Below are 10991 nucleotides of genomic sequence, written 5' to 3'. Positions count from 1 at the left end.
GCTTATGAGACCGGCGAGCTACCGCTGCTCTACCCGCGCAAAGATCGTAAACGGCTGGCTGGGCCAGCCTGGCAATGCCGATGGCCTCGGCGCGCTCGTTGACGGCGCGCGCAACGGCCTCGGCGGCGAATTTCTCCGGCTCGACCCCGTCATGGGTGGCGACGATGGCGAGCAGCGCGGCGACCACGTCCGGCACATGGACCTCGATCGCGGTCTGACGATCGCCCTTCGCGCCGAGCGGCAACCTGCCCCATGGGGTGTGCTGGTAAGCGATCATGTCAGCGCCCCTTCATTCCGCTGCCTCGCACGAAAGAGCCGGCCCGGATTCAGAGGGTCCGCCATCCGGGCCGGCAGTCGCGACGCGGTCAACGTCGTGGGAGGTTTCCTGCAACTTCCGGGCCGAAATCTCCGCCAAGTCCTTGACCGTGACGGGGTGATCGAGTCGCTCGGACGCCGCCTCGATAGCGATCCACCATTCGGAGGGGATGCTGTCGCGCTGATGCCATTTCCGCACGGCCCAGACCGACGCGCCGATGTCCGCAGCCATGCGCTGCGGGCCACCCCATTCGTCGATCACGTTTCGAAAGCTGCTCATCATGGTTTCTATTGATAAGGACAGATTGTCCTTAAAGTCAATGCCCAAAGTGTCCCATGACCTGACGGCCGATTTTTCGGACAAGCACCGCATGGCAAAGGGATCTGGCAGCGACTACAAGCAGGACTTCCTCAAGCGCACGAAAACGGCGCGGGAAGGCGCTCGCTTCACTCAGGAAGAGATAGCGAGAATCCTTCAGATCACGCAGGACGTCTATAAGCAGTATGAGACGCGCAGCCTTCTTCCCCATAGATTGATCGGGCCATTCTGCGCCGCGACCCGCGTCTCCGAATCATGGCTGATCACCGGGCAAGAGACGGCTAAACCAAGACGCCAATCCACCGAGGCCAAAACGGCGTAATCATCGCGATTCGGAATCCTTGCGGCGCACCCTGCGCGCGCGGATGGCATTTCTGCCACATTTCGTGCGACTTCTTTAAGGACAAATAGTCCTTGACAATTAGGGACAGATTGTCCTTGAATATCCTCCATCCTCACCGATGGAGGCAATTATGCAGTTCCCAAAGACCGATCTCGGCACCTTCGAGGGCGAGCGCCTTGCCGCCGCCCGCCGCGCCCGCCCCGATAGCGGCGGCTTCTTCCAAGACCTCGCCAGCCTGTTCGCGATGATCGCCTTCGTGGCGTCGCTCGGCTTCGTGCTGGCCGCCGCCTTCGGGCCGGGGATGCCGGTATGAACGGCGCGCCCCGCAACGACCGCGAGGAACTGATCGCGGAACTCGAAGAGCTTGGCTACGACACGATGCCCGGCGTTCGCGAGGACTGGGCCGACTGGCGCGAGCGGCTGACCGACGAGGAACTGCGGACCATCATCCGCAACATCACCGACGCCGCCAACCGCGAGGACGCGCTCACCCGCGCCGAGATGGCCGTAGCGGACGCCTTCGACGGTGCGCAGGAAGAGGACGCCGGCGAGGCCGAGTTCCCCGACATCTCCGAAATGGTCGAGGCGATGCGCGACACGGTTTCGACCGCCGACGCATGGCTTGCCGCCAATCCCGGCATTGCCGAGGACGCGACCCCGGAATGGGAGGCGTGGAACCGCTCTTTCACGGCGCTGCGCGACATGGTCGCGCGGATCGACGCCGCCAGCGCCAGCGCGTTCGGAGGCGACGATGCCTGACCGCGCGCGCGTCCCGGTTCATTCCTTCGGCGAACCCTACGGGGCGAGGCCGGACCAGCGCGCCCTCAATCCGTGGGGGCTGCGCCCCGAGGATTTGAGCGACGAGGACCGCCGTGAATACCGGCGCCGGAAGCGGGAGCTTTACCTCTTCCTCTTCCACCTCACGCTCGCATGCGTGCCGGCGCATCTGTTCTGCGCCTTCCTTCTCTACCTTCTCTATTGGAGCAAGTGATGACGGCTTCCGACCGAACCGCCGGCCCGGACCTTGGTTTCGACCCGGCAAAACACCCCCGCATCGTCGAGATGGCCGAAGCCATACGCAAAGGCCGCGCCACCTTCCGCGCCCTAACCGGAGCGGGGTTCGCTGCAACAGAGATCGCGAAGCTCTACGAACCGGCGCGATCCTTGGCCCAGTCTTTGCCCACAGAGCAGGCGAAGCACTTTGCCGACCGACTCTCCGAAATGATCGACAAGGCCAACGCGGCGATACCTGCGCACATGCCGATGCCGAAGGGTCTGCGGGAAACGCAGGCGATGGTCGTCGCGTGGAATCGCTATTGCTTGGCTCGGGACGCCTACCGGCTGGATGCTTGGGAAGGGCAGCGCGAGCGATGCGCCAAGCTCCTCAAGGCTTTCCTCGTACAGACGCCGGCGGGGCCGTCCACCATTGACTACCTTATGGCCGAGTGCATGAAGACGATGGGGGCGCGGCATTGACCATCGTTCCCTCCTTCCGCCGTGACGGCACGGTGATGAACCTCGCGGCCCCGCAGGTTTCCGACATCGACTTCGCGGAAATGGCCGCGGGTCTTTCCAAGATCGCCCGCTTCAACGGACGCTATGCCTGCGCCGCCTATTCCGACGCGCAGCACTCGGTTTTCTGCGCCGACGCGCTCTATGCCGAAACCGGCGACGCCGTGCTGGCCGGCTGCGGTCTCCTGCATGACGGGCACGAATACCTGATCGGCGACCTGACGCGGCCCTTCGCCTCGCTGATCGCCGTCAATGTCGCCGCCATCCTGCGCGACGGGGGATTCGCCCCCGACATCGCCGAGCGCGCGAGCGGGGCCGTCGCCGAGGCGATCCGCGTCGCGAAGGCGGCGATCGACGATGCGGTCTTCGCCGCCGCCGGCGTCGGCTATCCGCGCCTCTATCCCGCCTATGTGCGGCAGGTTCACGACATGGACGAGCGCATGCTGCGCGCGGAAGGACTGGCGCTGTTCGGCCGCAAGGCCGCCGCCCATCTGCCTGCGGCGCGCAGGCCCGCGCCGAAGCTCACCTCGCCGATCGAGCCGTGGGGCGCAGCGAAGGCCGAAATGGCCTTCATCGACCGCTTGGAGCGGTATCTCGGAATCGTGGTGAGGCCGGCATGAAATCCGACCTCGTCGACGTCACCGTCGCCCTGCACGCGATCACCGAGCGCGCCATCAAGGTTTCCCCGCTGGGCGAAAGCAAGGACGCGGTCTGGATCCCGATCTCGCAGGTCGAGGTCGTCAAGCGCCCCGGCGGCAATGCCGAAATCACAATGCCCGAATGGCTCGCCATCGAGAAAGGTCTGGTCTGATGTCGTCGATCAACAAGGTGCAGATCATGGGCCGGCTCGGCGCCGACCCTGAAATCCGCCACATGAGCAGCGGCGACCCGATCGTCAACATGCGGCTGGCGACGTCCGAGGTCTGGCGCGACAAGAATTCGGGCGAGAAGCGCGAGCGCACCGAGTGGCACACCGTCGTCATCTTCAACAAGCATCTCTGCAAGGTCGCCGAGCAATACTTGAAGAAGGGCCATCTGGTCTATGTCGAGGGCATGCTCTGCACCCGGTCGTGGGAAGATCAGGGCGGCCAGAAGCGGTATTCGACCGAGGTCGTTCTGAAAGCCTTCGCCGGCGATCTCGTCCTCATGCCGCAGGGCAACGGTTCCGGCGGACGCCCCGGCGCGGGCGGACCTGACGATTACGGCCGCGAGAGCAGCCGTTCCGACCGATCTTCCGAAACGTCCCGAGACAATGACGACCGCTCCTACGGGCGCGAACTCGACGACGAAATCCCCTTCTAGAATCGAGGAGAAGACCATGGCCGCGAAAGCCAGCCGCAAGCCGCCCGTGCCCGAGCAATCCGCCGAGGCGAAGAAGATCGCCGAGCTTCAACGCGAGATCGCGAAGCATCTGGACCGGATCAATACCCTGATGGGGCATCTTGAGAGTTCGGAGCGGCGCGCCGAAAATCTGGACCGGAAGCTCGCCCGCAAGGTGATCATGTTCGAGGACGCGCAGCGCGTGATCAAGGCGCAGGCCCTCGTGATCGCCGACGCCCGGCATGCCGAGATCGAGCAGCGCGTGGCGCGCATCTGCGACATGGCTTCCGACATCCCCTTCTGACCATCCACGCCGCCGCCCAACCCGGCGGATCAACCCACCCGTGAGGACAAGATGAAACGAATCCGCGACGCGCAAACGATCATCGGCATGCTGGAAGGCGGCGAAGTCGCGGCCGTTCTCGGCAGCGAAATCACCGAGACGCTGTCGAAGCTGAAAGAGCTTTCCGGCGACCGCCCGAAGTCGAAGGTCAAGGGCAGCGTCACGCTCAAGATCAATCTGGAAGTCGAGGCCGGCACGGCCACGATCACCTGCGACATCGATTCCAAGCGCCCGAAGCCGCAGCGCGGCTCGTCCTTCTACTGGGTGCTCGACGACGGCTCGCTCTCCACCGAGCACCCCCAGCAGACCGACATGTTCAACGGCCCGCGCGAGGCACGCCCCCGCGCCGCCGAATAGTCCGCTCCCCTCGAACCCAGCCGCGACGCCGCAGGCGCGCAAAACAGAGAAAGGTCGAACCATGACAAAAACTGTCACCCCCGCGGCGGACGCCGCGGAAGCCATCGCCACCCCCTTCAGCATCGACCTGGCCGAAGCCGCCCGTCTCGGGGCGGAGGCGAAGGGGATCGAGATCGTCCAGATCGACACGCCCGAGGGCTTCACCGGCCTGCCGGCGAAGGTGCCGGTCGCGCTGCACCGCGGCGATCAGCCGGCGGTCAATGCGCTCGCGAACGTGCTCGAAAGCTACCGCCTGCACCCGAAGCGCAAGCAGGGCACCGCCGAGGCGCAGACCTTCGAGTCCTTCTGCGAACTGATCAACCGCCACAAGTCCGAGCACTCGGTGATCTTCGCCGACGCGGACTGGCGCAAGCCGTCCTTCACCGCCGTCATCGACTACCACCATCTCGGCGTCGACGGTCAGCCGGATTACGGCAAGCACCGCGTTCATTACGCCTTCCCGCTCTCCGAGGAGTGGCAGGCGTGGAACAAGATGAACGGCCAGAAGATGACGCAGGAGGACTTCGCCTATTTCCTCGAGGACCGCGTCGCGGAACTCTCCGCGCCGACCGACGAGGAGCGCATCTGGCTCGAACGCGACTTCGCGACGACCGTCGCCACGCCCAGCCAGCTTGTCGAACTGTCGCGCGGCCTTCAGGTCAACGTGGCGAGCAAGGTGAAGGCCGCGCACACCCTTGCCAACGGCGAGGGACAAATCGTCTGGGAAGAAAGCCATCAGGACGCGAACGGCCAGCCGCTCAAGGTTCCCGGCATCTTCATCCTGTCCGTGCCGCCCTTCTTCATGGGCGACAAGATGCGCATCCCCGTCCGCCTGCGCTACCGCGCCGCCGGCGGGTCCGTGGTCTGGTTTTATCAGATCTACCGCCCGGACCAGTTCATCACCGAACACGTCCGCCATGCCCTCTTCGACGCCCGCGAAAAGACCGGCCTGCCGGCCTATGAGGGCAAGCCGGAGACGGGGGTATGACGGCGGGCGCGATCACCATCGGGCGGGAGGCTTTGCTTCCCGCCCTGGCGCTCGCCGTGCGCGTGGTCGAGCGCCGCAACACGATCCCGATCCTGTCGAACGTCCTGATCCGGGCGAGCGACGGGAGGCTGGCGATTACCGGCACCGACCTTGACGCCGAGATAGTCGTCTCGCGCAAATGCGCGATCGAGGGCGGCGCGGCCGAGGTGACGCTTCCCGCGAACAATCTGCACGACATCGTGCGCAAGCTGCCCGAGGGCTGCGAGGTCAGGATCGCCGGCAGCGGCGATGCCAAGGACGACGGCGGCATGTGGACCATCTCGGCCGGGCGCTCGCGCTTCCGTCTGCCGTCCCTGCCGGCCTCCGATTTCCACGAACTGTCGGCCGGCGAGTTCACCTGTAGTTTCGACATGGAATCCGCCACGCTCAAGGCGATGCTGGAAACCGTGCGCTTCGCGATTTCGAGCGAGGAAACCCGCTACTACCTCAACGGCATCCACTGGCACGAGGACGAAGTCGACGGGGCGGCGGTGCTGATCGCCGTGGCGACGGACGGGCATCGCCTCGCGAAGTCGACCCTGCCGCTTCCGGACGGCGCGGCGGGCCTGCCGGCGATCATCATCCCGAGGAAGACGGTCGATCTCGTGCTGAAAATGCTGCCGGACAAGGGGCCTGTCCGCCTCGACATCTCCGACGTGAAGTTCCGCATTTCCATGGGCGGCGACGAAACCGGCGTGACGCTGGTCTCGAAGCTGATCGACGGCACCTTCCCCGATTACAAGCGCGTGGTGCCGGCGGGCAACCCGAACCGCTACACGCTCGCCCGCGCGCCGCTGGCGGATGCCATCGACCGCGTCCTGACAGTGTCCACCGGCAAGGGCAATGCCGTCAAATACGCCTTCGCGGGCGACGGCCTGACCGTCACCGCCCATAGCCCGGATGCCGGCAGTGCGGAAGATCAGATCGAGATCGCCGGCGCCGATGGCGACCCCGTCGAGATCGGCTTCAACGGCAAATACTGCCTCGACCTCCTGTCCGCCGCCGGCGGCGACGAGGTGATCTTCGAACTGGGCGATGCCGGTGCGCCGGCCCTCGTCCGCCCGGCGCAGGGCGGCGAGACGCTTTTCGTTCTCATGCCGATGAGGATCTAGCCGATGTCCACCTTCACCGTCGTTTCCACCGTCACCCACCGCTCGCTGATGAACAAGAGCAAGGACGATCTGGCGCGCTGGATCATGCACCTGCTCGACTGCCGCGACGACAGCGAGCGGCTGCGGGTCCAGCGCGTCACCGATCTGCTCGAAGCAAACAACCGCTATCAGCAGGACGCGCGCGATCTGCGGGCGGCGGCGAAGGCGCGCTTCGACCTGGTTGCGCATCTTGAGCGGCAGCGGGCCTTCTCCTTGAAGACCTTCGGCCCCGGCACGCGCGCCGCCGGCGTGATCGACCATATCCGCAAGGAACTGCGCGAGATCGAGGCGGACCCCACCGACGTCGAGGAATGGATCGACGTCATCATTCTGGCCTTCGACGGCGCATGGCGCGCCGGGTTCGATCCGGCCCGCATCGTCGAGGCCATCGTCGCCAAGCAGACGAAGAACGAAAAGCGCCGGTGGCCGGACTGGCGGACGGCCGATCCGGACAAGGCGATTGAGCACGACCGGAGCGGCGAGGCCGCAGCGATTGATGGCGAAGCCGCCGAGCGCCTCAAGAAGATCGCGGCAGAGTTCATGCGCAACGGCGACAAGACGCGCGTGGCGGTTCGTCTGGGCGATCTGCGGGCCGTTCTCGCCGCCGCCGGCGTCGGGAGGTAGCGATGGCTGATTTCGCGCACACCCGCCGATGGTGGCCAGCCTGCCTCGTCGACGAGATCATGCCGCCCGGCCGCGAGCGCCCGGAGGATTGGCTTTCCCCCGATGCTGCCGGCGTGACGACGATCCGCTGGTCGGTCGCCGGCACCATCACGCCGGGCGAGACCGTCTCCTTCATGTGGTGGGAGGAGCGCGGCAGCGTCACGATCACCGTCATGCCGGACGGGTCGTGGAACCTCGAAGACCCGCGCGACGGCGGCACCGTCGATATGTTCACCGGCGAAGCCGTGCCGTTGGCGCCGGCGGCTCGGGTCGACGAGGCGAACTGGTTCGCCGAGGCGAGCGACTACGAGACGATGTCCGATTCGATGGACAGCTTCGCCCGGAACTGGGTGGCGAACGACATGCCCGATCCCGAGGGCGAACGGCTGACCGTCGTTATGGGCTTCTGGCACGAGGGCGTCGCCTTCACCGTGTCGGCAGACGGTCGCTCGCTCACCGAAACCGGAGGCGATCATGGCTGACCATTCCCTGATCGAATGGACCGACGCGACGTGGAATCCGATCACCGGATGCTCGGTCGTCTCGCCCGGCTGCACGAACTGCTACGCGATGCGGCTGGCCGGAACGCGCCTCAAGCATCATCCGAGCCGCGCCGGCCTGACCGTCGACACGAAGGCCGGGCCGGTCTGGAACGGCGAGGTCCGGTTCAACGAGCAATGGCTCGACCAGCCCTTGCGGTGGCAGAAGCCGCGCATGATCTTCGTCTGCGCGCATGGCGACCTCTTTGCCGAGGGCGTGCCGGACGGCTGGATCATGCGCGTCCTCGACGTCATGGCGCAGGCGCAGCGCCACACCTTTCAGGTGCTCACCAAGCGCCCGGACAGGATGCTCGATTTCTTCCGCCGCTGGGGGGACGTGAACGCCGAGCAGGATCTGGACTTTAAGGGCGCGCGCGGCCCGGCCGAAGTGCGCGCTGCACACCCCAGCGGGCGCGGCCAGCTCTTCGCCGACATGCTGGACGCCATGGGGACGCCGCCTGCAGGCTGCGCCTATCCGCTGTTCGACTGGGCCGGCGGCATGGCCAGATGGCCGGATTCCTTCCGCAACATATGGCTCGGCGTTTCGGTCGAGGATCAGTCCCGCGCCGATCAGCGGCGGGCCACGATGGCGGCGCTCGCCGACATGGGCTGGCTGACATGGGTTAGTTATGAGCCGGCCCTCGGCCCGGTCGACTGGAAGGGATGGGAATTTGCCCGCTGGATCGTGTCCGGCGGCGAAAGCGGCGACGGCGCCCGGCCGACCCATCCGGAATGGCACCGCACCACGCGGGACTTCTGCGCCGCGCACGAGATCGCGTTCCTGTTCAAGCAATGGGGCGCATGGTCGGCGTTCTACGATCGCGACGTCGACGATCCGGACTGGCGCTCGACGCCCAAGGTCGACGGCCAGATGGGCCTCGGCGCGACCCGGTTTCACAATCTGGCGGGCGGCATCGGCTTCCACGGCGAGCGCCTCGTGGCCGTGCGCAATGTCGGCAAGAAGGCGGCGGGACGGCTGCTCGACGGGGTCGAGCACAACGGCCTGCCGAGGGTGCGGCCATGACGGTGCATCTGATCGCGGCCTGCGGCCGCCGAGGCCAGATCGGCCGCGCCGGCGACCTGCCATGGCGGGGCGACCCGGATCTGGAAGCCGTGATGAAGATGGACCTCGCCGGCTTCCAGCGACTCACGATGGGCGGCGTCGTCATCCTCGGCCGGCGGACGGCGCGGGGCATGCCGCGGCTCGAAGGCCGATGCGTCTATGAATGGGCGGGCAGCGACCCGGCCGAGGTGATCGAAACCTGCGGGCAGGAGTGGCCGGGACGGCCGATCTGGATCGCGGGCGGCGCGCATACCTATCGGACGTTCGCGCCTTTCGTCGACGGCCTCAAGCTGATCAGCGCCATTCCCTACGACAGTGCGCCCGAGGAGGATCGCGACCATGCGTTCTTCCCGTTCGACGCCTATGGGTTTCGCTGGGGAGGTGCTGCATGATGCTCCTGCCTCGCCTTGCCCTTTCGGTGCGCCAGCCTTGGGCGCATGCCCTTGTAATGGGCTGGAAGCCCGTCGAGAATCGGTCGTGGCGCGCGCCGAACCCCGCGCTCAAGTTTCGCGGTCCCTTCGCGATCCACGCCTCGCGCGGCATGACGCGGCACGAATATGAAGATGCCGCCGAATTCTTCGACGAGATGGGGTTCGAGTGCCCTGCGCCGGGCGACCTTCCGCGCGGCGGAATTGTCGGCGTCGGCGTCATCGTCGACATCGTGAAGACCTTCGACAGCCCGTGGTTCTTCGGGCCTCGCGGGCTTGTGGTTGCCGAGGCCGCCCCGATCGAGTTCATTCCTTGCTCGGGCGCGCTGGGCTTCTTCGAGTGGGAGCGCGGGCGGACTGACGAGGTGCCAGAGACGGCAAGGTGGATGCGCCCCAGCACGCCGCCGTCGTCTCCGCAGGGGAGTCTCTTATGACGGACTTCCCCTACATTTTCCGGTGGAATCGACAAGGCCGGAAAGGCCAGCCGTGCCGGCTTACGGCGCGCGGCAAGATGAACTCGATTCGCGTCGAGTTCGCGGACGGTTTCGTGATGATCACGTCCGGCAACGCCATCCGGAAGGCCGTCCCGGCCTCTCGGAATTCCAGAACTTCCAAGCAACCCGATGGAGTTAGACCATGAACATTGCTACTGCAGTGAAGACTTCCCCCATGACCATTGACCGGGCCGACCTGGCTGCGCCGATTCTCTTTGCGCCCAGCCGGACGGAAATCGGCATCAGGGCCGGCACGGTGATCCAGATCGAGGGCCGCACGCATGCCTTCGACGCCGACACGCCGGTCGGCCTCGGCGATCTGACGCCCGGCCGCGACTACGGCGTCTCCATCGACGGGGAGGGCAAGCCCTTCGCCGAGCCGGTTGCGTCGAACCCTCTCGGGGACAGATGGTTCGCCGGCTTCCATTTCGCGCCCGGCGGCTGCGCGCAGGCCCGCGCCGGCGGCGACACGACCCCGTCGATCAATCCCTTCTCGCTCTGGGACGCGGACTTCCGCTTCGCGGGACCGGACCCGCGCGGCATGACGATGATCGAGCTCGCCGGCGGCCGCAAGGCATGGGTGGACATCTATCTCCCCGGCGTCGATCACCATGAGCACGGCACGAGCCGCTGCGGGGCGACGATCGCGGACGGCCGCGACCTTCCCATGCGCCCGGACGGCAAGACGCGCTTCAAGCGGTTCGACTATGCCGCCGCCGTCGAACTCCTCGCCTATCACGGCAAGCGCCTCCTCACGGTCGAAGAGTTCTTCGCCGCCGGCTTCGGCGTGCAGGAGCGATGCTCGCGCGATGGCGACCCGGTCGTGACCGGCGTCCTCAAGGACGGCGCCGAGCGGTTCATCAGCCAGCGCGGCGTCTTCGACATCACCGGGACCGTCTGGCAATGGGCCACGGATGGCGATCCCGACGAGCCTCGCCCGTCCATCCTCGGGGGTGCGTGGTTCGTCGGCGTCGACGCCGGCTCGCGCTTCGCGCGCCTGGGCTTCTGGCCGGTGCATTCGTACGAGAATCTCTCGGCGCGCGGCGGCGGCGACCACCTGAATCCTGCATAGCCCGCG

Annotated in this window: 20 protein-coding genes; 18 read left to right on the top strand and 2 right to left on the bottom strand. The window is 66.4% G+C overall.

Going from position 1 to position 10991, the window contains the following annotated elements:
• Together Q0330_RS14800 and Q0330_RS14795 are read right to left on the bottom strand one after the other, a co-directional pair.
• Positions 1-277, bottom strand: a 277-nt coding sequence (locus tag Q0330_RS14800; protein WP_299481019.1) for a hypothetical protein, incomplete at its 3' end; no start/stop codon positions are given.
• 12 nt (positions 278-289) lie between these two features.
• Entirely contained in the window at positions 290-595 is a 306-nt protein-coding gene (locus Q0330_RS14795) for a carph-isopro domain-containing protein (protein WP_299481016.1), read from the bottom strand.
• A 40-nt stretch (positions 596-635) separates the two neighbouring features.
• On the opposite strand from Q0330_RS14795, the gene Q0330_RS14790 reads away from it, so the two are divergent.
• From Q0330_RS14790 to Q0330_RS14705, 18 genes are all read left to right on the top strand, one after another.
• Positions 636-956: a hypothetical protein gene (locus Q0330_RS14790; protein ID WP_299481013.1), complete on the top strand. Its 321-nt coding sequence runs from the start codon at positions 636-638 to the stop codon at positions 954-956.
• Positions 957-1095: 139 nt separating this feature from the next.
• A complete protein-coding gene (locus Q0330_RS14785; RefSeq protein ID WP_299481010.1) occupies positions 1096-1290 on the top strand; it encodes a hypothetical protein in 195 nt (64 codons plus the stop codon).
• A complete protein-coding gene (locus Q0330_RS14780; protein ID WP_299481007.1) occupies positions 1287-1736 on the top strand; it encodes a hypothetical protein in 450 nt (149 codons plus the stop codon). The genes Q0330_RS14785 and Q0330_RS14780 overlap by 4 nt, the downstream gene beginning before the upstream one ends.
• Positions 1729-1968, top strand: a complete 240-nt coding sequence (locus Q0330_RS14775) for a hypothetical protein (RefSeq protein WP_299481004.1) — start codon at positions 1729-1731, stop codon at positions 1966-1968. Before Q0330_RS14780 ends, Q0330_RS14775 begins: the two co-directional genes overlap by 8 nt.
• Positions 1968-2453 carry a hypothetical protein gene (locus tag Q0330_RS14770; protein ID WP_299481001.1) on the top strand — a complete coding sequence of 162 codons (486 nt, stop codon included), beginning with the start codon at positions 1968-1970 and terminating at the stop codon, positions 2451-2453. The genes Q0330_RS14775 and Q0330_RS14770 overlap by 1 nt, the downstream gene beginning before the upstream one ends.
• On the top strand, positions 2450-3109 hold the full coding sequence (locus tag Q0330_RS14765; protein ID WP_299480998.1) for a hypothetical protein: 660 nt from the start codon (positions 2450-2452) through the stop codon (positions 3107-3109). The genes Q0330_RS14770 and Q0330_RS14765 overlap by 4 nt, the downstream gene beginning before the upstream one ends.
• Entirely contained in the window at positions 3106-3300 is a 195-nt protein-coding gene (locus Q0330_RS14760) for a hypothetical protein (protein WP_299480996.1), read from the top strand. The genes Q0330_RS14765 and Q0330_RS14760 overlap by 4 nt, the downstream gene beginning before the upstream one ends.
• Positions 3300-3791, top strand: a complete 492-nt coding sequence (gene ssb / locus Q0330_RS14755) for a single-stranded DNA-binding protein (RefSeq protein WP_299480993.1) — start codon at positions 3300-3302, stop codon at positions 3789-3791. The genes Q0330_RS14760 and ssb overlap by 1 nt, the downstream gene beginning before the upstream one ends.
• A gap of 16 nt (positions 3792-3807) precedes the next feature.
• Positions 3808-4113, top strand: a complete 306-nt coding sequence (locus tag Q0330_RS14750; protein WP_299480990.1) for a hypothetical protein — start codon at positions 3808-3810, stop codon at positions 4111-4113.
• 51 nt (positions 4114-4164) lie between these two features.
• Positions 4165-4509 (top strand): hypothetical protein, encoded by a 345-nt coding sequence (locus tag Q0330_RS14745; RefSeq protein WP_299480987.1) that lies wholly within the window; start codon positions 4165-4167, stop codon positions 4507-4509.
• Positions 4510-4570: 61 nt separating this feature from the next.
• Positions 4571-5536: a DUF2303 family protein gene (locus Q0330_RS14740; protein WP_299480984.1), complete on the top strand. Its 966-nt coding sequence runs from the start codon at positions 4571-4573 to the stop codon at positions 5534-5536.
• Entirely contained in the window at positions 5533-6687 is a 1155-nt protein-coding gene (gene dnaN / locus Q0330_RS14735) for a DNA polymerase III subunit beta (protein ID WP_299480981.1), read from the top strand. Before Q0330_RS14740 ends, dnaN begins: the two co-directional genes overlap by 4 nt.
• Positions 6688-6690: 3 nt before the next feature.
• The gene (locus Q0330_RS14730) at positions 6691-7350 is read left to right on the top strand and encodes a dATP/dGTP pyrophosphohydrolase domain-containing protein (RefSeq protein ID WP_299480978.1); all 660 of its coding nucleotides are present in this window, start codon (positions 6691-6693) and stop codon (positions 7348-7350) included.
• Positions 7351-7352: 2 nt separating this feature from the next.
• Positions 7353-7871 (top strand): hypothetical protein, encoded by a 519-nt coding sequence (locus Q0330_RS14725; protein ID WP_299480975.1) that lies wholly within the window; start codon positions 7353-7355, stop codon positions 7869-7871.
• Complete coding sequence (locus tag Q0330_RS14720) at positions 7864-8952, top strand: phage Gp37/Gp68 family protein (protein WP_299480972.1); 1089 nt, start codon at positions 7864-7866, stop codon at positions 8950-8952. The genes Q0330_RS14725 and Q0330_RS14720 overlap by 8 nt, the downstream gene beginning before the upstream one ends.
• On the top strand, positions 8949-9383 hold the full coding sequence (locus Q0330_RS14715; RefSeq protein ID WP_299480970.1) for a dihydrofolate reductase: 435 nt from the start codon (positions 8949-8951) through the stop codon (positions 9381-9383). The genes Q0330_RS14720 and Q0330_RS14715 overlap by 4 nt, the downstream gene beginning before the upstream one ends.
• Positions 9384-9439: 56 nt before the next feature.
• Positions 9440-9853 carry a hypothetical protein gene (locus Q0330_RS14710; RefSeq protein ID WP_299480968.1) on the top strand — a complete coding sequence of 138 codons (414 nt, stop codon included), beginning with the start codon at positions 9440-9442 and terminating at the stop codon, positions 9851-9853.
• A 235-nt stretch (positions 9854-10088) separates the two neighbouring features.
• A complete protein-coding gene (locus tag Q0330_RS14705) occupies positions 10089-10985 on the top strand; it encodes a hypothetical protein (protein WP_299480965.1) in 897 nt (298 codons plus the stop codon).
• Positions 10986-10991 lie beyond the last annotated feature (6 nt).

Source organism: uncultured Paracoccus sp. (assembly GCF_937873615.1).
Lineage (GTDB): Bacteria > Pseudomonadota > Alphaproteobacteria > Rhodobacterales > Rhodobacteraceae > Paracoccus.
This window is presented reverse-complemented; position numbering and strand designations above follow the sequence as displayed.